Below are 20,080 nucleotides of genomic sequence, written 5' to 3' on the forward strand. Positions count from 1 at the left end.
GACATCACCTCCTCCGCTGGTTTTGTGTTCTTTATGGCTCCAGCAGACCGCTAACCGTTTTAAGATGGAGCCTTTGTCTTGGTGAGAGCATACCGGCGACGGGTTTATTACCGACCGGTGCAGCACTTAGTGACCTGGTTAGTTTAGCAACTCATTCTTGCCAAAATGCACAAGGTTTTTTTGCACGGCACTTACAGGCATTCTCCGCAAAATATACAAATACTTTGAAAGTGTAAATTAAAATTTTCCAGTAAAACAAAGGCGAGAGCATCCTGCCATACGAAACATCAAAACCTTTCGATGACCAATTAATACAGCTCGGAATAACCAGCATCCCCCTTACATTTGACCCCTCCCGCTCGTGCGGTACACTTTTACCAGGGAAGAACGGTTATCGGCTCCCGGATTCGCCCGTCACGCCAGCCAACACGATAATAACCGCAACTAATTATGAGAGTAATCAACGATATAACCGCCATTCTCACCGTGATGTGGACCACCTGGAAGCATATCTTCCGGCGGCCGGTCACCATCCAGTAGGGAAATTAGGGAGAAATTAGGGACACTCCCCAGTTTTCCTCTAAATACGGGGAGTGTCCCTAATTCCTTCTGAGTTAGATCTCGCCTGTAATGATTTTGTTCAGAATCAAACCAGCCACTATCGCCACAGCACCGGCAACTGCCATCAAAACGCCAACATTATAGCTATTATTCATTTCTCTAAGCTTCTCGTCTGTTCGGTTGTAATTCAGTTGTGGAATCTTCTGGTCGAACTTCAGATTGTATTCTCCTCCTGCTACGTTGACAGACCCGACAGCACACATTCCTCCGACAAATGCAACCACAACCCCTGACCACAACAAGAGGGTTCCATATCTCGCACTTGTTATCGCAGCAACTCCCGCCATTACCGCAAAAATCGCCCCATCAATTATTGTTATAGCTTTTATTGCTTTTGTCATGTTTTCCGATTCTATGCCTTTGTTAACAGATTGTACGCTAGTGGAAAACTTACAAGCCAAAATGCGAAACCTACGAAAACCAATGCTGCTTCAGCAAATACCCATTTCAAAGCACCTGTGCCTGAGTATCCGCGCCATCTTGGGCGATGAAGGCCAAACGAAAGAAGAGTTATAATTGCCTCTCCTGTCCAAAATAAGAACCAACCAAGGATGACGGCAAAGATAAATTTAAGAACTTCCTTGAGGAAATCCTCAGCAATGCTTCCCATTCTGTTTTTTCCTTATTGTGTCATCTAATGCCAAAAGCCTGACCGGCAGGCTCTTAAGGCCGGTCTTGGCGCTAGTTGAACTGACCTATCGGCTTTCTCCCCACCTGACTCTATGTGACCCACTACCTGTGTTAATACTGTAGCCATGGGAACGGCCCCATTCTTCTGCTGCTGTATGTAAGGCTGCATGCCCACAGTTGAGATAATCCTCTGCAAGGCTTTTATCCCCAAAGCGTATAAGCAGGTCTCTTAGTTCAGGAATACGCGATTCATCACCTTGTTTGATGTACGTATGGCAAGCTGCAACAACAGAAGCGCTCGTTGGGGATGGTTTGTCAACCAACGCAACAGCACCAAGAACATCACCTAATTTATATGATGAAATTTGCGAAGGCTCAAATATTTCATCCCATGTTTTTAATTTTAAACGAACCAATGCTGCTAATCTAATTGCATCGTCAGTTGATTTGGCAGCTAACATATTAAGATGTTCATTGTCTAGCTTACTAAAAGCTAATTTACGAGTGTCCCATTTACCGTTATTCTCCATCGCAACCTTGCTTAAAATTGCTTGGTCCGTCATCGCCGTGATGGCCGCTCTACGCACAGCTGAATCCTTTTCTTCTTTAACAATTTTTGCAAGCAACTCTTGATCCGTTAATTTTCCAATAGTTACACAGCGAACTCTTATGTCAGGAGTTTCTATCGAAATTTTGGCCAAAATTGCTTGATTTTCCAGTTCATTCGCTGCAGTAACTCGAATATTTTCATTTTTGCCTTCTATTGCGATTTTTGCGATCTGTGCTTGGTCAGTTAGCATTTTGACAGCAGTTTCACTGACCCATGATATCTTTGCCTCTACCGCAACCTTAAAAATGAGGGTCTGGTCTGTAAGTTTTTTTAAAGCAGCTTCGGCGACTACCCAAATATCATCTTCAATTGCAATCTTAGCCAGAATTGCCTGATCGCTTGGAGAATTTAGGAAAGAAAGCGCTTCAAGCCTGCTTTGCCCATTAGAGCTTGTAATACTTGGCGCACATCCTGATAGACAACTTCCGACTATTAGTATCAAACAAAATTCCAGTGGTATTTTAAATCTGATCTTTACCATACCGCTTCACCTCCACTTTCTCCGCTATGGCAATACACCAGAATCTTCCCAATACTTACCATTTTTATCTCCCGTTTCTCTTTTTGGTGTTCAATCGGGTAGGAGGCGGGATCTCTCCCGCCGTCCTCCCACACCACCGTGCGAACGGTTCCGTACACGGCGGTTCATGAAACGCGCTGTAGCCGGAGGTACTGGCACTGCATAGAGACCAGTCCCAGAGGGAAATTAGGGACACTCCCCAGTTTTCCTCTAAATACGGGGAGTGTCCCTAATTCCCCCCCTAATTCCCCCTGAGATGAAAGAAAGTGCCATTTTTCTCCTTTATTTCTTAAGCCCAACGGTCTGCTTGTTTGTTTTCAGTGCTCCAATCAAAGCTCCGACAACAATTCCAAAAGCTCCAAGGACCGTCATTCCTAGACCTGATACTGGATTGATATTGTCGTTGAACCAAGCCCAGAGATAACTTGTTGAGAGGAAAAACACTCCACCAAGTAACCCTCCAAGAACCATTCGTATATACACGTGGCAATTTCCCGACTTCTGCCAGAAAGTGGGAGATCCTTTGTAAAGGATGAAAATTGTCGATGCTGATATGGCCATCAGCATTATAAGGGCAGTTGAATCATTCATATTTTTTTAGTCCAGGGGAATTAGGGACACTCCCTAGTTTTCCTCTAAATACGGGGAGTGTCCCTAATTCCTCCTGGGTGACGCGTATCAGGCAGTAAAGCGCATACTCACATTTCCGCTCCGCACCAAGTGCCCGATACCGGCACCATGTCGTCATCCTCGAACCGCTGTAAATACAACGACTTTCCCTCGACAATCTCCGTGGCATTAAGATCTCCGCAAAAATATACAACACTTTGACAACCTGTAAATTAAAATCCTCAATAAAAATAGCAGCGCAGTCCTGTTCTAGCGGCAGTTTGTCGCAACGCATCTTGCCACTAGGAAATAGCCAACCACTGCATGCAATTTGACCCCTCCCGCTCGTGCGGTACACTTTTACCGGGGGCGAACGGTTACCGGCTTCCGGATTCGCCCGTCACGCCAGCCGACACGATAATAACCGCAACTAATTATGAGAGTAATCAACGATATAACCGCCATCCTCACCGGGATGTGGACCACCTGGAAGCATATCTTCCGGCGGCCGGTCACCATCCAGTACCCGGAGGAGAAGCGGATACCCGCCCCCCGCTTCCGGGCGCGGATCATCCTTACCCGCGACCCGGACGGCGGCGAGCGGTGCGTGGCCTGCTACTTATGTTCCGCAGCCTGCCCGGTGGACTGCATCTCCATGCAGTCGGCGGAAGCGGATGACGGCCGGCGCTATGCGGAATGGTTCAGGATCAATTTCTCCCGCTGCATCTTCTGCGGGCTCTGCGCCGAGGCGTGCCCGACCATGGCGATCCAGATGACCCCGGACTTCGAGATCTGCAAGCGCGACATCATGGATCTGGTGTACGAAAAAGAAGACCTGCTGGTGAATCACGGCGGCAAAGACCCTGATTACAATTTCTACCGCCACGCCGGGATCGGGGTAACCCAGCCGCGGGGGAGCGCGGCAACAGAAGATCCGCCGGTGGATGTGCGGGGATTGATGCCATGAAAAGGAGAGTGCGAGCATGACCTTATGGGAAAAGGCCGTTGCGGAACTGATCGACATCGTCGAATGGACCGACGACTCCAGCGATACGCTGGTCTGGCGGTTTCCGCGCTATGAGAACGAGATCAAACAGGGGGCGCAGCTGATCGTCCGGCAGGCCCAGATCGCACTGCTGGTGAACAAGGGGGAGATTGCCGACACGTTCACGGCCGGCCAGCACCGGCTGACGACCAGCAACCTGCCGCTGCTCTCCACCCTCATGGGCTGGAAGTACGGCTTTCACAGCCCGTTCAAGGCCGAGGTCTATTTCATCAACACCCGGAACTTCACCAACCTCAAATGGGGGACGAAAAACCCGGTCACGCTGCGCGACCCGGAATTCGGGCCGGTGCGGCTCCGCTCCTTCGGCACCTACGTGGTGAGGGTGAGCGATCCGGTCCGGTTCATAAGAGAGATCGTCGGCACCGGCGGCCACTTCACCCTGGGAGAAGTCGCCGAGCAGTTGCGAAACCTGATCGTGACCCGGTTCTCGGACATGCTCGCCGAAAGCAAGATTCCGGTACTCGATCTGGCCGCCAACTACAACGAGCTGTCGGAGTACCTGACCGCGAAGATCGCCCCGGAATTCATGGCATACGGCCTGGAACTGACCAAGCTGCTGGTGGAGAACATCTCCCTACCCCTGGAGGTGGAAGAGGCCCTGGACAAGCGGAGCAGCATGGGGATCGTCGGCAACCTGGACAACTACCTGAAGTTCCAGAGCGCCAATGCCCTGGAAGCGGCCGCCAGGAACCCCGGAGGCGACGCCTCGGCCGGCATCGGCATGGGGATGGGGTTTGCCATGGCCAGCCAGTTGGGAAAGATGGTGACTCCCGCGCAGTCAGCGCCGGACAGCCCGGCCCCGCCCCCCCTGCCCGACGCCGGGGGGAGCTATTACGTGGGAAAGGACGGCAAGCAGGCCGGCCCGTTCAACCAGCAGACCATCGGCGAATATATCAGGAAAGGGACTATAGGCAGGGAAACACTCCTTTGGAAGGAAGGGATGAGCAACTGGGCCTCAGCCGTTGAGTTCTCGGAATTCGCGCCGCTTTTGCAGGCAACCCCGCCGCCTTTGCCCAAGTAAGGAGAGATTGTGGCTAACTGCGCCAACTGTTCGGCACCGATGCCGTCAGACTCGATAACCTGCACCTACTGCGGCAGCCGCAACGATATCGACCTGAAAGGGGTCCATTACTATACGACCCACGAGACTGAATCTCCCCGGACCTGCCCCCGGTGCGGCATCAAGCTGCGCACCATCGACCTGAAGCTGGACGGCCGGTTCCTGATCGAGCGCTGCGACCAGTGCCTGGGGCTCTTCTTCGATCCCGGGGAACTGGAAGCGCTGCTCCAGGCCACGGTGACCAACGTCTTCAGCGTTGACAACAGCCGGCTGAACAGCATCAACGCCAGACGGGCCGGCGATTACGGGATCACCTATATCAAATGCCCGGTCTGCGAGCAGTTCATGAACCGGGTCAACTTCGGCGCCAAGAGCGGCGTCATTGTCGATCGCTGCAAGGAGCACGGGGTCTGGCTCGACGGCGGCGAACTCCGGCACCTGTTCGAGTGGATGAAGGCCGGTGGCAAGATCCTGGAACAGGAACGCCAGGAGCAGCGAAAGAAAGAAGCCTTGGAACAGGAGAAGGAAGAGCGCCGGAAAATCGCCCAGATTCCCGAAGGGGGCGCTTATCAGGATTTCGACATGTACGGCGGCACCCTGCGGCGCTCGGACCCGGAACTCTTCGAGATCGTTATCGACGCCGCCATCCGGTTTTTTGTGCGCTAACCCGCCAACAGGGAGTTATGGAACAGTACCTATTCTACATCCTGGCAGCGGCAATGCTGATCGCCACCGTCTTTGCCATTACCGAGAAACATCCGGTGCATGCCATCGTCTACCTGGTGACCTCGTTCTTCGCCCTGGCTGCGATCTTCTATCTCCTGGCAGCGCCGATGATCGCGGCCTTCGAGGTTATCATCTATGCCGGTGCGGTCATGGTCCTGTTCCTGTTCGTCATCATGATGCTCGACCTAGGCCATCCGGAAAAGGCTGCCCGTCCCGGCATCGGCCACTGGCTCCCGGCCATGGTGCTCGGCGTGGTCATTGCGGCCGCGGCAGTAACCGCGATTACCCTCCGGACAACAACGGCTCCGGCAACCAGGGTCATCGGCATCAAGGAGTTCAGCGTTGCCCTGTTCCAGCGTTACGGCGTCGCTATCGAGATCATCTCCATGCAGCTGCTGTTTGCGGTGGTAGGTGCCCTGTACCTGGGGAGAAAACGATGAGAAATGCGACAATCCACATTTCAAAGGAAATTTGACATGATACCACTCGCCCATGTCCTGATCCTGGCCGCCCTGCTCTTCTGTCTCGGGCTGGTCTGCGTGCTGGTCTGGAAAAGCAATGTGATCATGCTGCTGATCGGCATCGAAATCATGCTCAATGCGGCCATGCTGGTGTTTGTCGGCGGTTCCGGCCATTGGGGAGGGGCTGACGGCCAGGTGTTCAGCCTGATGATCATGGCAATGACCTCGGCCGAGGTCTCCCTGACCCTGGCGCTGGTGGTCTATCTCCATCGCCGCCGTAAGACCGTGGATGTGGACGACTTTGCTTCACTAAAGGATTAAGATATGCTTATATCCGCGATAGCCGTAACTGTAGGAAGGCCCTGAATGCGAAGATTCCGGCAACTGGCTGCTCCCATACTGCTGTTACTGATCGTTGTTACCCTGTTCACCGGTTGCCGGGAAAAGCAGCCGATTAATATCGGCTTCATCGGCGGTATATCGGGACGCGTGGCCGATCTGGGGGTCGCCGGACGCAACGGCGTCATGCTTGCCGTTGAAGAGAAAAATGAAGCTGGGGGGATTCACGGACGGCCTGTCGAACTCCTGGCCGCTGATGACGAACAGAACCCGGAAACCGCCCAAATGGTCATTGACCGGTTTCTCAAAGAACATATCGAGCTGATTATCGGCCCCATGACCAGCAGTATGGCAATGGCAGTGATGCCGCAGATCAATGCATCAAAGGCCATACTGCTCAGTCCCACCGTAACGACAACCGACCTCCAGGCAAAAGACGACAATTTTCTGCGCGTGATCTCAACAACATCCGACTATTCAGCCAAGAGTGCCCGCTTCCAGTTCGAGAAACTGGGCTACCGCACCGTTGCGGCGATATACGACTCCGGAAACAGCTCATATACGGAGAGCTGGTACAACGGCTTTCGGAATACGTTTGAGAAATTGGGGGGAAAAGTCGTAAAGACCGTCACCTTCAAGTCGAGTAAAGATGCGACGTTCCTGCAGCCGGTCAGGGAGATGCTTTCCGTGAAGCCGGACCTCATCCTGATAATAACCAACGCGGTCGACTCGGCGCTTATATGCCAGCAGATCCGCAAGCTGGATCCGAAAGTCGGGATTGCGATGTCCGAATGGGCCTCAACCGAACGGTTTACCGAACTCGGCGGCAAGGCGACAGATGGCGTGGTTGTTGCCCAGTTCCTCAACCGTAATGACACCTCCGACCGTTACCAGAAGTTTTTATCTGCCTACCGGAAACGGTTCAGCCAGGAACCGGGTTTTGCAGGTCTTGCAGGGTATGATGCGGCATTGGTTGGACTGGATGCCTTGAGCCGCAGGAAACCCGGTACGTCATTGAAGGACACGATTCTCCGGACCATGAAGTTCCAGGGAGTGCAACAGCAGATAACCATCGACCGTTTCGGCGATGCCGACCGCAAGACCTTTGTAACCCGCATAAGCAACGGGAAATATGTAACCGTGGAGTAAGCAATGCCCCTCCGTCCCCTGCGACGCATCCTGTCGGTGCAGACAACAATGGTGCTGCTCATCCCCTTCGTGGTGGCGGGCATCGGAGTTGCAGCACTGCTTTATCCCTCAATCAAGGAGGATATCTATCTGCATCAGCAGCAGATCGCAGTTACGGTTGCCTCCAGGATAGGGAGCTACCTTGAGGACGCAAAATCGACCGTGCGCGGTGTGGCGCTGTTCAAAACCAACGGCAGGCCCGACTGGCATACCATGCAGCAGATAGTCGATGCCCAGATAGCCGCTTCGGAAACCCTGAGAATCATATATGTCCTGGACAAACCCGGAAAGGTAAAGGCAGTCGGCCTGAAAACGGGGACCGAAGCACAGCGTCAGGACCTGCTCGAACTGGATCTCTCCCGCAATCCAGCTATTCCCCGGTTGTCGGAGCACAACGCCACGATCTGGTCTGACAGCTTTCTCTCTGTCGTCGGCGGCGGGTTGTCCGTTGCCATTGCCGCGTCATCGGAAGACATGATGGCAGTTGGTGAGGTGCAGATCCACCGGCTGTCCGCCTTCCTGAGACAGGTAGGCGATCTGGGGCAGGAGAGTATTTTTATTCTCGACCGGTACGGCAATCTGGTAGCCGATGACAGAGGGAGATACACGGCCCAGCAGCTCAACCTGAGCAACCTGCCTCTGGTCCGCCGCGGCATGGAGGGCATTGCCATGCATTCCGGCAACATTACCCTGGCCGGGCGGGAAATGATTGGCTGTTATGTACCGATCCCTGCCATAGGCTGGGGCGTACTGGTCACCCAACCGGTGAACGTGGCGTATCACACGCTCTGGACCACCATAGGGGGAATCAGCGTCGGCGCCGTTTTCGCCCTTCTTGTGGGGATCGCGCTTTCCATGAGAATGGCACGCAAGCTTGCCGGTCGCTTCGAGCAGCTGGCAACGCATGCGCGTCAGATCGCAGACGGAAAAACCGACGTTGACTGGCCCGAATCGTCTATTTTCGAAATTAGCGAACTCACGGCCGATCTTCAACAGATGGCCCGCAAGATAGGAGAACGGGAGCAGCAGCTCGACACGCTGATGCGCAATATACCGGGTCTGGTTTACCGGTGCGCACACGAAGGAGACTGGACTTTTTCCTTTGTCAGCGAAGGGAGCCGGCAACTGACCGGCTATGGGCCTTCTGATCTCCTCGGAAACTCCAGGATCAGCTACAACGAAACGATTCACGCCGATGATCGTGACCGGGTATGGGCCGAGATCCTGGCGGCTCTCGATGAACACGAGCCATACTCCCTTCAGTACCGGATAGTTACAGCCCAGGGGAAGGAAAAAACCGTTCTGGAACACGGTCAGGGGCTGCTTGACCCCAAGGGAGAAGTTGTTGCCATCGAGGGGATTATCACCGACATCAGTGAACAGGTACACCTTGAACAGCAGTTGCGCCATTCCCAGAAAATGGAGTCGATAGGACAACTGGCAGGCGGAGTTGCGCACGATTTCAACAACATGCTGACCGCCATCATCGGCGCGGCCGAGCTTATGATGATGGAACTGAAAGAGGGGGACCCGCTGCGGAAATTAGTGGAAACCATAACCAGTGCCGCCACGAAATCGGCCCAACTTGTGCGCAAGCTCCTGCTCTTCTCCCGTAAGGCGACCCACAACATGCAGCAGATCGACCTGCACCGGGTCCTGTCAGAAACCATAGGCATGCTGGAACGGAGCATAGACAAACGGATCGAGGTCGTAACCAATCTTGCCGCTGCCGATTCCAGGATAATCGGCGACGCCGGGCAGTTGGACAACATGTTCCTGAACATGCTCCTGAATGCCCGCGATGCCATGCCAAATGGAGGAATACTACGTGTTGCCAGCCGGCTCTGTGCGGTTGATGAGCACTTCGCCCGCCAGATCGGATTCGCGGTGAAACCGGGCAGCTATGTTGAAGTGGCCATATCCGATACCGGCACTGGAATGACACCGGAGATCCTGGCACATATCTTTGAACCGTTCTTCACCACAAAAGAGGTGGGCAAGGGGACCGGGCTCGGGCTTGCTGCGGCTTACGGCACCGTCAAGGAGCATGGCGGCACCATACAGGTCTACAGCGAACCCGGCCAAGGAAGCACCTTCAAGATACTTCTCCCCCTCGGGATCGGCGCAGTTCCGCAAACTGCAGCACAGTTCCCGGCCGAGATCCCCAGGGGGAAGGCCATCCTGCTCGTAGAAGACGAGGAACTGCTCCGGCAGGTGGGAAACGCCATGCTGCGCGACATGGGGTGCAAGGTGCTCCTGGCCAGTGACGGCAAGGAAGGGGTGGAGATATTTGCCGAGCACAGTGATGAAATCGACCTCGTCATGCTGGACGTTGTCATGCCTACTGTCAATGGCCGTGATGCCTTCAGGTTGATGAAGGAGATCGACCCGGGCGTCCGGGTGCTGTTTCTGTCCGGCTATGCAGACAGTAGCGTTGAAGACCTGATGAACGACATCTCTGTCACCGGTTTTCTGCAGAAGCCCTACCGGCTCGAAGAGTTGACTCTGGCCCTGAGCAGAGCCTTTTCCATTGAGCGGGGAACAAGATGACCATAGCTACCATATCCGAAGTCTGTATACCGGTAACCGGCGCCAGGTTGCAGTATGCATAGTTACCTAGAGCTGATAATCCTGCTGCCGCTGGCCGGCGCCCTGCTTAACACGCTGCTGGGCGGGAAAATACCGCGCCGGGTTGCGGAAATCATCGCCTGCAGCGCTGTCTGGGGGAGTTTTTGCGCCACGATCGCCCTGTTCTTCGCCTACCGCGAACCGCTCTCGATCGAAATCGCCACCTGGCTCACCGATTTCGAGTTCAAGGCCCCGGTCAGCGTCTACCTGGACCCGCTCGCCCTCTCGCTCTGCCTGATGATCACCTTTGTCTGCGGCCTCATCCATATCTATTCGGTCGGCTACATGGCCGAAGATCCCGGATATGTCCGGTTCTTCGCCCTGCTGAACCTGTTCGTGGCCTCGATGCTGCTCCTGGTCCTGGCCGGGAACCTGCCGCTCCTGTACCTGGGATGGGAGGGGGTCGGTCTCTGCTCCTATGCCCTGATCGGGTTCTGGTACCGCGAGGAGCAGAACGCCACTGCCGGCCGCAAGGCGTTCATCGTGACCCGGATCGGCGACACCGCCCTGCTGATCGGCCTGTTCTGGCTCTTCGAGCTGTGCGGCACGGAATCGATACCGGAACTGAACCGGATGGGGCCGTCGCTGGCAAACGGCACGGTCACGACAATCGGGTTCCTGATGCTGATGGGGGCCGCCGGGAAATCGGCGCAACTGCCGCTCTCGGTCTGGCTACCAGACGCCATGGCCGGCCCGACACCGGTGTCGGCGCTGATCCATGCCGCCACCATGGTGACGGCCGGGGTCTACCTGCTGATGCGGATGTTCCCGCTGCTCAGCGGGTCAGAGGAACTGCTCGCCGCCATTGCGATCATGGGCGGGGTCACCGCCTTCTACGGCGCCACCTGCGCCGTGGCGCAGCGCGACCTGAAGCGGGTGCTCGCCTACTCCACCATCAGCCAGATCGGCTACATGTTCCTGGGGGTCGGTAGCGGCGGGATTGACGCCGCCACCTTCCACCTGATCGTGCACGCCTTTTTCAAGGCGCTCCTGTTCCTGGGGGCCGGCTGCGTGATCAGTGCGCTGCACCATGAACAGGACATCTACCGGATGGGTGGAATCCGCCGCTCCCTGCCGGCTACCTTTCTCCCGTTCCTTGCCGGCGTCGCCTGCCTGGCCGGAGTACCGCTCACCGGCGGCTTTTTCAGCAAGGACGCAATCCTGACAGCGGTCTGGCAAAAACGGGGGGATGGTCTACGCCCCGCTGTTCTGCCTGGGGCTGCTGACGGCCCTGTTGACGGCGTTCTACAGTTTCCGGATGCTGTACCTGGTGTTCGGGGGGGAAGCCGGGGAGAGGAGTCTCACCGTTCCGCGGGTCATGGAGCTGATCCTGATTCCGCTGGCGCTGCTGGGGCTACTCGGCGGACTGATCAACCTCCCGGCCTATATCGGGACCGGGCTGCTCGGCGGCTTCCTGGAGTCAGCCGCAGAAACCGGCAGGATGGAGCTGTCCCATGCCTCGGAACTGGCGCTGCAAGGGGTGGCGGCGATAGTCTCGCTCTGGGGGATCGCCCTGGCCCATTACCGTTACGGCGGCCCTAGGCGCGCCCAGCGGCTCGCCGATGCGGACAACCCGCCGACATTCCTGAAGTCGTTCTGCCTCAACGGCTGGCACCTGGACCGGCTGTACGGCTTACTGCTGGTCAGGCCATACCAGAGGCTGGCCGGGATTCTCTGGCAACGGATCGACACAGGTCTAATCGACGGCGCGCTCGACCGGTTCGCAGCACTACTCGGCAACGCCGGGCGGCTCTTGGGGAGCTGGGGTGGCGGCAGGGTTTCGGCCTACCTCCTCAGCCTGGCGGCCGGCGGCGCGCTGCTGATCGCCTATGTGGCATGGGTTATGACATGACCGGTTTCCCGTTCCTCACGATCCTGATCTTCCTGCCGCTGGCAACAGGGCTCTGCCTGCTGCCGGTCTGGAACTGCCGGCCGGATCTCTGGCGGCCGGTCGCCCTGGCCGGAGCAATTGCCGAGCTGGGGGTCGCCTGCCTCTGCTGGCCGGCCGCGGCTGCTCCGGCCAAAGGTGCGCCAGCGGGATTCTTCCTCTTCGAGGACTACCCCTGGATCGCGGAATTCGGCATTCGCTACACCCTGGGGATGGACGGGCTCTCCCTGCTGCTGGTCATCCTTACCGCCTTTGTCACCCTGATCGCCATGCTGGCTTCCTGGCGGCCGGTTATTGACCGGGTGCCGCTCCACTACCTGCTGATCCTGGCCATGGAAAGCGGCATCATGGGGGTGTTCCTCTCCCTGGACCTGTTCCTGTTCTATCTCTTCTGGGAACTGATGCTGATTCCGATGTTCTTCCTGATCGGGATCTGGGGCCACGGCAGACGGATCTACTCGGCAATCAAGTTTTTCCTGTTCACCCTGGCCGGGTCGCTGCTGATGCTCCTGGCCATCATCACCCTGTACCTGATCCACGGCAGCCAGACCGGAGTCTACACCTTCAGCCTTTACGGCCTGATCGGGACCGTTGTCCCGCATTCGACGGCGCTCTGGCTCTACGGGGCATTCCTCCTGGCCTTTGCGATCAAATTCCCGCTGTTCCCGCTGCACACTTGGCTTCCGGATGCCCATACCGACGCGCCCACTGCAGGGAGCGTGATCCTGGCCGGGTTGCTGCTTAAGACCGGGGCCTACGGCCTGGTGAGGTTCGGTTACCCGCTGTTCCCCGCTGCTGCCGCTACCTTGAGCCCGCTCCTGATGGTCATGGCAGTGACCGGCATCCTCTACGCCTCCTGGATCGCTTTTGCCCAGAGCGACATGAAGCGGCTGGTCGCCTACTCCAGCGTCGGCCATATGGGATTCGTGGCGCTCGGGATTGCGGCCTGGACCCCGGTGGCACTGTCCGGAGCAATTCTGCAGATGGTCAATCACGGCATTACCACCAGTGCCATGTTTGCCATGATCGGCATGCTGGACGAGCGGACCGGCACCCGCGAAATCGATGCCTACGGTAATGTCTGGGGCAAGGCGCCGCGCCTCTCCTTTTTCTTCCTTTTCTTTGCCATGGCCTCGGCCGGGCTACCCGGCCTGAACAACTTTGTGGGCGAATTCCTGATCCTGACCGGGTCGTTCAAGGTGTCGCATCTGGCGGTTGCCCTGGCCGGAATCGGGGTCATCCTCCCGCTGGTGTACACGGTCAGGCTGATCCAGGAGCTGCTGTTCCAGGAGGAGCGTCGGCCGCTGATTATTCCGGACCTGACCGTCACGGAATGCGGCATGGTTGTGGTCATGGCCTGCCTGGACCTGTACATCGGCCTGCATCCGGGACCGCTGCTGGATATGCTGCACTCTCCGGTGGCCATACTTACCGGAGGCGCCGGATGACAGTCATTGACCTCTGGATAGCGATGCCCCTGCTGATCCTTGCCGGCAGCGCCCTGGCCATACTCCTGCTCGGCGCAATGGTTCCCGGCAACCACTGGACTTGGGCCGGAGTCGTTGCCACTGCCATGGCGGCAGCATGGGCGATTCAGGCCCCACCCGCCACGATTGCGCCCTCTCTGGCCCTGGCTGCGACCCCGGTTGCCAGGCTGTTCGCGATCCTCTTTAGCCTGACGGCCGGAGCGGTGCTGATAATCTCGCACCGATACAATGAAAAACGGGGGATTACCGGAGAGGAGTACCAGGCCACCATACTCTTCTGCGCCTTCGGCGCGACTACGCTGAGCATGTCGACCACCCTGCTCATCATGTTCCTCGGCCTGGAAGCAATGACCTTCGGTTTTTATATCCTCGTGGCAATGGAACTGAAACGGGAGGTTTCGGCAGAGGCGGGGCTGAAATACCTGCTCATGGGAGCGGTAGCGGCTGCTTTCCTGGCCTTCGGGATCGGGCTGCACTATGCGGGGACCGGATCACTGTCGTTGGCGCAGGCGCTGCAGGCAGCGGCAGGGAACCGGATCGCCCTTGCGGGGTGGGGATTCATACTGATCGGCATTGCCTTCAAGCTTTCGCTGGTGCCGGCGCATCTCTGGACCCCGGACATCTACCAGGGGGCGCCGGCTCCGGTGACGGCGCTGCTGTCGGCCCTCTCCAAAGGGGCAACCGTGGCAATGCTCCTGCTCATTCTCCCATCCGGGGGGTCTGACACGATCCGGCACCTGCTCTGGTGGCCGGCGCTCCTGTCAATGGTGGTCGGGAACCTTGCGGCGCTGCTTCAGACCAAGGTACGCCGGATGCTCGGCTACTCGTCGATCGCACAGATGGGCTATGTCGCCCTGGCCCTGGTCTCCGGCACAACTGGCGGCTACCGGGCTGCGGCTTATTATAGCGTTGCTTACGCAATCATGAGCCTGGCGGCATTCGGCGCCATTACCCTGATCGAACGGGACGGCGCAGGCGATTCCCTCGAAGAATGGCAAGGGCTGGGACGCCGCAATCCGTTCCCGGCCGGCATCCTTGCCCTTGCCCTGTTCGCTCTGGCCGGTATCCCCCCGACGGCAGGGTTCACCGGTAAATTCCTGATCTTCACCGCCGCCATCAAGGCAGGTGAAATCCCGCTGGCGATTATCGGCATCATCACTGCCGCAATCTCGGTCTATTACTACCTTGCGGTCGTGGTCAGCCTCTACATGCACGAACCGGGGGACAGAGAAGAGGTGTTTCCCGCGCTCCCGGAGTCAGCGGTCCTGATTGCAACCGGTGCCGCAATCCTGGTGATCGGCGCATTCCCGGCGCCGCTGCTCCGGCTGCTGGCTGCGGCTTTGCCCTGAATCCCGCTTGGGCCTACTTCACTAACACCGGGTGCAAGCCGGGCATTGCCAGCAGCTCTTTGGTCCCGCAGCCGACGCAGGAAATCCGGTCGATGTACAACCCGTTGTCCTGGCCGCAAACAGCAGGGGCATCGAAAGTCACCCCTTTTTGGCTGCACCCGGTCGGGCCGCTGGCGCATATCCTGCTGATCCGCACCAGGGCATACCTGGTGACCGGGACCTCGGCAAAACCGGACCCCCTGCTTTCGGGCAGCGCAGCGACAACCGGGGCAATTACCCACCAGCCGAGCAGTTTGCCGGTGGCCTTGTCGTACTCCTTGTTGGAGCTGTCCACCTTCGGATTGTACATCATCGATTCGATATCCCGCAGCGGTTCATCCCCCGGCGCAAGTGCTATATAGGCTTTCTTCCCGCACAACTCCTGGGGCGGCATCTCGCCGCAGATCATGTCCGACAGGGTGGAACCTTCGGAAACCGGATATGACATGGAGGTAAATGCGTATCTGCTCCCTGGGTGAGGCTTAGCGGTCGGATCAGGAGCGTTGCGGGTCAGCTTCCGTTCCGGTATTCCGCAGATCTGCGGATACCGGCAGCCGCTGTCGCAGATCTCGGGAGAGACGGCGAAATTTGCCCGCACCTGGGCCGGAATGGCGGCAATAGCGACCGGGGTAAAATTCGCCGTTTCCATCCCGGTTATCTTTGCGATTATGGCCCCCATTTCGCCAAGGCCGACCGACTCGCTCTCAGCCGTTCTTTTTGTCCTGACCTGGATTGCATTCACCGGCTTACCGCCGGAGGTATATACCTGTTTTGCAGGGTCCCAGAACCCGACCGTCACATTGTTTTCGGTCGTCATATTGTTGGTGTTGTTATTCGGAACCTCAACCAGCGCGACTGCCTTATGATCGCCAATGGCGGTTTCGATTGCCGCCACCCGGGCAGACGCCTGCACGGTATCTTCGGTTACGGCCTGCAGTTTACCGGGATCGGACTGAATCCGGGCATGGATCCCCTGCTTGATCGCCTGCGCACCGGCCAGAGCCGAGAGTTCCGCAGTGTGCTGCAGGTCCTCGTCGCTGACATACATGTATCCCACATCGATCGCCAGGGCAGCAAGAACGAGAAACACAACAAGCATTATGTTTACGTAAGTAGTATCCATTCAACCCTCATATGGCTTCGCCATTGTACATTGGAGTGCTTACTGTTAATCAGCGTCAATATTACCATCAGAAAACAGAAGGGCCATGCATTTCTGCATGACCCTTTGTTTTTTATCCGGCAGGGAAGGCTTATTCTTCCGCAGCTACCGCAATCGGCTCGGCCACGATGACCGGAGCTTTCACCTCGGCAGCCTTCTTCTCGCGGAGGAAGAATGTCAGGATGGTGCCGGTGGCGCAGAGTGTGCCGGCCAGGATGAACGACTTGTTGAGGCCGCCCGGCTGGGCATTGAGCATCTCGGAAACACGGCCCATCACGAAACCGCCGACACCCCAGGCAGTGAAGAGAGCGCCGTAGTTGAGGCCGTAGTTCTTGAATCCCCAGAGGTCCTTGGCAAATGACGGGAACAGGCAGAGGTTGGAGCCGTAGTTGAAACCGATGAAGGTTGCGGCAATAACCAGCAGTGCGGCGCTGCCCGAACCGACGATCGGGATGGCGGCGAACATCAGCAGGGCCTGGAAGCCGAGCATGATGGAAAGGGTAGCCTTGCGGCCGATCTTGTCAGACAGGATTCCGGCAACAACACGACCTGATGCATTGCCGATCGCCATGATTGCGACTGCCACGAATGCCATGGGGCCGAGGCTCTTCTTGGCGAGGCCGGCAACGCTGCCGATAACCATCAGGCCGGCGCCGGAACCGATGAAGAAGTTAACCCAAAGGAGGTAGAATTTGGGGGAACGGATGATCTCGCTCACGTTGGCATTGTATACGGCCTTGGCGGCAGGCTTCGGAGCATCGGCCTTCTGGGCCGGCTCAGCAGGGACATACCCCTGGGGCGGATTGACCAGGAGGAAAGAGAGCACACAAACCAGAGCGGTGAAGCCGATGCCGAGGAAAAGCATCGATTTCGGGATACCGTAGGCGCCGAGAAGATAACTTGCCAGCGGTGCGATGTAAACCGGGGCGAGACCGAAACCGGCAACAACGGTTCCGGCAATGACGCCGGTCTTGGAGGAGTGGAACCATTTGAGCGCCGGCGGGGTTGCCGCGGCATAACCGAAACCGAAGCCGGCGCCGGAAAGAACACCGAACCCGATTACCCAGGCGGCGTAGCTGTTGGAGAACGACATCAGGGTGAAGCCGCTGCCGACCAGAAGGCCGCCGATCAGTGCCGTACGGGCAGGACCGATCTTGTCCTGGCACTTGCCGGCAACGATCATTCCAAATGCAAATACGAGGCAACAGAGGGCATACGGATCGTTGATGGAAGTAAGACTCCACTGGAAGGCATCAGGGCCACCCTTTTCAATAGACGACTTGATTGCGCCCTTGAAGATACTCCATGCATACAGAACTCCCAGGGCCAGGTTAATGCCGAGGCCGGCCAGGGTCACTTGCCAACCTTTGTTAGTCGTTGTTTGTGACATTTTGTCTCACCTCCATGGTTAGTTTACAAATTCGATGAAAACTAAAGGAGCAACATACATACCAATGTTTTAAAATATTGCACAACAGAATAAATCCTTGTTTTTCAATAGTTTACACATGGTGTCAAATTTAATGGCACCTTTCGACCCGCAACCTGTTTTGAATATTTGCAAAACCGTTTGCAGTCTCGGCACCCGGCCTACGAGTCAATAAGCGTTTAAACATCAATGACTTATTAGAGATTGGCGGTTCAATTGAGGTGAATTTGCAGAAATGCGAAAAAAGGAGTTTTTGCAAAACTGAAAAATTTTACTGACAATAAAATTATCCGCCCGCAACCTTGAGGAGACCCTTGCTGCCGGAATGAACCCTTGACGGTTCCAGGGTAATGTCTTCGGGTACGCCGGACCTGGAATCCACGGCCCTCATCACCTTTTCCCAATCAACCCTGGCATTGACATTATTGTTCGTGATGATCTTCCAGGCCTCGATTTCAAGGTTTTTCACCCGGTCGTAGACATCGGGGTGTACTTCCATAAAAACCCGGCCATCTTCACTCTGCGCCACCTTTACCGGCCTGTATACTATCTCCCCGAGCGTCTTCAAACGGACATCCCGGAACAGCTGCTCCATATGGTCGGGATAAACCCTGATGCAGCCATGGCTGCTGAACCCGTAAATCGAGGCCGGGGCATTGGTCCCATGGATCAGAATCCCTGGGATCGAGGTGCGGAGCGCATATTTGCCAAGCGGGTTCCCAACCCCGGGCGGCACCTCTTCAGGCAGATCCTTGCCCTGGCTTTTCATCTCGTTCTTGATGGAGAGCGGCACTTTCCAGACCGGGTCCCTGATCTTTCCGACTATGGTGAAATTCCCGGTTGGCGTATGCCACCCTCTTTTTTCCTTGAAAGATGGTTTGCCGACCGCGACCGGGTACATCGAGGCGAGCTTGCCGTCCCGGAACAGGTACATGGTCCGGTCGGGAATATTTATTACTATCCCCTGCTCGATCTCTTTCGGTACGATCCTCCGGGTAACGATCTTCAGCCTCTGCCCGGCCTGCAGATGCTCCCCCTTTTTCAGGCGGTTCAGGCGGATAATATTGCGCTGGCTGACGCCGAACTTCGCGGCCACCAACCGCACCGTATCCCGCTTCCGGACCCGGTAATAGAACTCGTCCCCGACCAGCCTGGAAGAGTCGTCCGGTTCAACAGCCTCTGCAACGGCCTGTTCTTCCTCAAGCCCCTTCCGCTCAAGAATGGCCCCTTTGAGCGTTGCCAGCCGGAACAGCCGTTCCGCCTCCGGAAACTCCTTGCGGGCCGCGGCAGCCTTGGCCCTGGCATAGGTATCCTCAACGCTGCGGAATTCGGGACTCAGCTCTTCCCAGTCCCGGCTGCGGAGCCTGCCTAGAGTCTCCAGGGCCTCACTATTGCCCAAATCAGCGGCAATCCCGGTCCCGGCAACCAGAACCAGAGCCAGAGTCGCCAGGACTCTGCCCAAGCGTTGCCCGCAAACATGGACAGATGCGGTTATGGATTCAATGGCAATGGGGATTAGCAGCATAGGATAGATATTACGACTGTTTGACGACAATGAACAGGCCGGCACCCGATCGAGTGCCGGCCCGGTTCTCACCTGGCGGGTGCTACTTCTTCTTGGCGGGTGCCTTGGCCGGTTTCGCGGTAAGATCCTTCAGCTCCTTGCCCGGCGTAAACTTGCCATTGGTCTTTGCCGCGATCTTGATCGCCTTGCCGGTCTGCGGGTTTCTCCCGGTGCGGGCAGCACGCGTTACGGCGCTGAAGGTACCAAACCCTACCAAAGTCAGCTTGTCTCCTGCCTTGAGGGCTGCCGTGGTCTCAGCAATAAAGCTGTTGACAGCCTTCTCCGCCTGAACCTTGGTTAGTCCGGCTCCTGTTGCAATCTTGCCTATCAGGTCTGATTTATTCATAAAACCTCCAAATTGGAATTTGGAATCTATTTAACACATTCCGGAGAACTGTCAATGAGCCAAATTGATATTTATCCGAAACTTTTTCTCAGAATCCCGCTGCCGTAAAACCATGACCCAACCCGGCTCAACCCTACGGGAACAAACTGCCACCCCCTCCTTTTGCCAACCTCTCGATTTCAGGAATGAATCCATTGAATAGTCAGCTGCAGTAACTGGCAATGGAATTGCACAAATTAGTCCTGTTTAATTACCATTTGTTTACAATCGTTTAATTAACAATTTGAAATAATTCGCATTATTCGCCTTTTTTCAGTTCGTAATCCGGAGGAATTGCTAAGGGATATAGCTGAACATA

Annotated in this window: 20 protein-coding genes; 12 read left to right on the plus strand and 8 right to left on the minus strand. The window is 56.5% G+C overall.

The window, feature by feature from the left end; translation table 11 throughout:
• On the plus strand, positions 1 to 236 hold a 236-nt coding region (locus OR1_RS22940), incomplete at its 5' end, for a hypothetical protein (RefSeq protein ID WP_237754367.1).
• A gap of 378 nt (positions 237 to 614) precedes the next feature.
• Here OR1_RS22940 and OR1_RS19365 read toward each other — a convergent pair.
• From OR1_RS19365 to OR1_RS19380, 4 genes are all read right to left on the minus strand, one after another.
• Entirely contained in the window at positions 615 to 962 is a 348-nt protein-coding gene (locus OR1_RS19365; RefSeq protein ID WP_041974562.1) for a hypothetical protein, read from the minus strand.
• Between the two features lie 11 nt (positions 963 to 973).
• Positions 974 to 1,231 (minus strand): hypothetical protein, encoded by a 258-nt coding sequence (locus OR1_RS19370; protein WP_041974564.1) that lies wholly within the window; start codon positions 1,229 to 1,231, stop codon positions 974 to 976.
• Between the two features lie 85 nt (positions 1,232 to 1,316).
• Positions 1,317 to 2,342: a hypothetical protein gene (locus tag OR1_RS19375; RefSeq protein ID WP_041974565.1), complete on the minus strand. Its 1,026-nt coding sequence runs from the start codon at positions 2,340 to 2,342 to the stop codon at positions 1,317 to 1,319.
• A 321-nt stretch (positions 2,343 to 2,663) separates the two neighbouring features.
• Positions 2,664 to 2,972, minus strand: coding sequence for a hypothetical protein (locus OR1_RS19380; RefSeq protein ID WP_041974567.1), 309 nt, complete (start codon positions 2,970 to 2,972; stop codon positions 2,664 to 2,666).
• A 454-nt stretch (positions 2,973 to 3,426) separates the two neighbouring features.
• Between OR1_RS19380 and nuoI the strand changes: the two genes are divergently transcribed.
• The 11 genes from nuoI to OR1_RS19430 are packed head-to-tail and all read left to right on the plus strand — an operon-like array spanning position 3,427 to position 15,182.
• On the plus strand, positions 3,427 to 3,957 hold the full coding sequence (nuoI, locus tag OR1_RS19385) for an NADH-quinone oxidoreductase subunit NuoI (RefSeq protein WP_041974569.1): 531 nt from the start codon (positions 3,427 to 3,429) through the stop codon (positions 3,955 to 3,957).
• Positions 3,958 to 3,973: 16 nt separating this feature from the next.
• Positions 3,974 to 5,077 (plus strand): SPFH domain-containing protein, encoded by a 1,104-nt coding sequence (locus OR1_RS19390; RefSeq protein ID WP_041974571.1) that lies wholly within the window; start codon positions 3,974 to 3,976, stop codon positions 5,075 to 5,077.
• Positions 5,078 to 5,086: 9 nt separating this feature from the next.
• A complete protein-coding gene (locus OR1_RS19395; protein ID WP_041974572.1) occupies positions 5,087 to 5,782 on the plus strand; it encodes a zf-TFIIB domain-containing protein in 696 nt (231 codons plus the stop codon).
• A 17-nt stretch (positions 5,783 to 5,799) separates the two neighbouring features.
• The gene (locus tag OR1_RS19400; protein WP_041974574.1) at positions 5,800 to 6,282 is read left to right on the plus strand and encodes an NADH-quinone oxidoreductase subunit J; all 483 of its coding nucleotides are present in this window, start codon (positions 5,800 to 5,802) and stop codon (positions 6,280 to 6,282) included.
• Between the two features lie 36 nt (positions 6,283 to 6,318).
• Positions 6,319 to 6,624, plus strand: coding sequence for an NADH-quinone oxidoreductase subunit NuoK (nuoK, locus tag OR1_RS19405; RefSeq protein WP_041974576.1), 306 nt, complete (start codon positions 6,319 to 6,321; stop codon positions 6,622 to 6,624).
• 45 nt (positions 6,625 to 6,669) lie between these two features.
• Complete coding sequence (locus tag OR1_RS19410; protein WP_041974577.1) at positions 6,670 to 7,791, plus strand: ABC transporter substrate-binding protein; 1,122 nt, start codon at positions 6,670 to 6,672, stop codon at positions 7,789 to 7,791.
• 3 nt (positions 7,792 to 7,794) lie between these two features.
• On the plus strand, positions 7,795 to 10,380 hold the full coding sequence (locus tag OR1_RS21205) for an ATP-binding protein (RefSeq protein WP_052440688.1): 2,586 nt from the start codon (positions 7,795 to 7,797) through the stop codon (positions 10,378 to 10,380).
• Positions 10,381 to 10,434: 54 nt separating this feature from the next.
• A complete protein-coding gene (locus OR1_RS19420; protein ID WP_237754368.1) occupies positions 10,435 to 12,000 on the plus strand; it encodes an NADH-quinone oxidoreductase subunit L in 1,566 nt (521 codons plus the stop codon).
• Positions 11,939 to 12,310 carry a hypothetical protein gene (locus OR1_RS22945; RefSeq protein ID WP_237754369.1) on the plus strand — a complete coding sequence of 124 codons (372 nt, stop codon included), beginning with the start codon at positions 11,939 to 11,941 and terminating at the stop codon, positions 12,308 to 12,310. Before OR1_RS19420 ends, OR1_RS22945 begins: the two co-directional genes overlap by 62 nt.
• Positions 12,307 to 13,794: a NuoM family protein gene (locus tag OR1_RS19425; protein ID WP_041974578.1), complete on the plus strand. Its 1,488-nt coding sequence runs from the start codon at positions 12,307 to 12,309 to the stop codon at positions 13,792 to 13,794. Before OR1_RS22945 ends, OR1_RS19425 begins: the two co-directional genes overlap by 4 nt.
• A complete protein-coding gene (locus OR1_RS19430; RefSeq protein WP_041974579.1) occupies positions 13,791 to 15,182 on the plus strand; it encodes an NADH-quinone oxidoreductase subunit N in 1,392 nt (463 codons plus the stop codon). Before OR1_RS19425 ends, OR1_RS19430 begins: the two co-directional genes overlap by 4 nt.
• A 13-nt stretch (positions 15,183 to 15,195) precedes the next feature.
• On the opposite strand, the gene OR1_RS19435 is transcribed toward OR1_RS19430, so the two are convergent.
• The 4 genes from OR1_RS19435 to OR1_RS19450 all read right to left on the minus strand — a co-directional run bounded on the left by OR1_RS19435 (position 15,196) and on the right by OR1_RS19450 (position 19,722).
• Positions 15,196 to 16,344 carry a pilus assembly protein TadG-related protein gene (locus tag OR1_RS19435; RefSeq protein ID WP_041974580.1) on the minus strand — a complete coding sequence of 383 codons (1,149 nt, stop codon included), beginning with the start codon at positions 16,342 to 16,344 and terminating at the stop codon, positions 15,196 to 15,198.
• A 130-nt stretch (positions 16,345 to 16,474) separates the two neighbouring features.
• Positions 16,475 to 17,773 carry an OFA family MFS transporter gene (locus OR1_RS19440; protein ID WP_041974581.1) on the minus strand — a complete coding sequence of 433 codons (1,299 nt, stop codon included), beginning with the start codon at positions 17,771 to 17,773 and terminating at the stop codon, positions 16,475 to 16,477.
• 325 nt (positions 17,774 to 18,098) lie between these two features.
• Complete coding sequence (locus OR1_RS19445) at positions 18,099 to 19,274, minus strand: L,D-transpeptidase family protein (protein WP_237754370.1); 1,176 nt, start codon at positions 19,272 to 19,274, stop codon at positions 18,099 to 18,101.
• A gap of 145 nt (positions 19,275 to 19,419) precedes the next feature.
• The gene (locus OR1_RS19450; RefSeq protein ID WP_041974582.1) at positions 19,420 to 19,722 is read right to left on the minus strand and encodes an HU family DNA-binding protein; all 303 of its coding nucleotides are present in this window, start codon (positions 19,720 to 19,722) and stop codon (positions 19,420 to 19,422) included.
• Between the last annotated feature and the right edge of the window lie 358 nt (positions 19,723 to 20,080).

Source organism: Geobacter sp. OR-1, from assembly GCF_000813145.1.
Lineage (GTDB): Bacteria > Desulfobacterota > Desulfuromonadia > Geobacterales > DSM-12255 > Geoanaerobacter.

Coding starts and splice junctions, on each gene's coding strand:
- OR1_RS19440 (WP_041974581.1), bottom strand. CDS start 17,773: ATGTCACAAACAACGACTAACAAAGGTTGGCAAGTGACCCTGGCCGGC.
- OR1_RS19435 (WP_041974580.1), bottom strand. CDS start 16,344: ATGGATACTACTTACGTAAACATAATGCTTGTTGTGTTTCTCGTTCTT.
- OR1_RS19430 (WP_041974579.1), top strand. CDS start 13,791: ATGACAGTCATTGACCTCTGGATAGCGATGCCCCTGCTGATCCTTGCC.
- OR1_RS19400 (WP_041974574.1), top strand. CDS start 5,800: ATGGAACAGTACCTATTCTACATCCTGGCAGCGGCAATGCTGATCGCC.
- OR1_RS19450 (WP_041974582.1), bottom strand. CDS start 19,722: ATGAATAAATCAGACCTGATAGGCAAGATTGCAACAGGAGCCGGACTA.
- OR1_RS19425 (WP_041974578.1), top strand. CDS start 12,307: ATGACCGGTTTCCCGTTCCTCACGATCCTGATCTTCCTGCCGCTGGCA.
- OR1_RS19420 (WP_237754368.1), top strand. CDS start 10,435: ATGCATAGTTACCTAGAGCTGATAATCCTGCTGCCGCTGGCCGGCGCC.
- OR1_RS19370 (WP_041974564.1), bottom strand. CDS start 1,231: ATGGGAAGCATTGCTGAGGATTTCCTCAAGGAAGTTCTTAAATTTATC.
- nuoI (WP_041974569.1), top strand. CDS start 3,427: ATGAGAGTAATCAACGATATAACCGCCATCCTCACCGGGATGTGGACC.
- OR1_RS19365 (WP_041974562.1), bottom strand. CDS start 962: ATGACAAAAGCAATAAAAGCTATAACAATAATTGATGGGGCGATTTTT.
- OR1_RS19375 (WP_041974565.1), bottom strand. CDS start 2,342: ATGGTAAAGATCAGATTTAAAATACCACTGGAATTTTGTTTGATACTA.
- OR1_RS21205 (WP_052440688.1), top strand. CDS start 7,795: ATGCCCCTCCGTCCCCTGCGACGCATCCTGTCGGTGCAGACAACAATG.
- OR1_RS19410 (WP_041974577.1), top strand. CDS start 6,670: ATGCGAAGATTCCGGCAACTGGCTGCTCCCATACTGCTGTTACTGATC.
- OR1_RS19380 (WP_041974567.1), bottom strand. CDS start 2,972: ATGAATGATTCAACTGCCCTTATAATGCTGATGGCCATATCAGCATCG.
- nuoK (WP_041974576.1), top strand. CDS start 6,319: ATGATACCACTCGCCCATGTCCTGATCCTGGCCGCCCTGCTCTTCTGT.
- OR1_RS19390 (WP_041974571.1), top strand. CDS start 3,974: ATGACCTTATGGGAAAAGGCCGTTGCGGAACTGATCGACATCGTCGAA.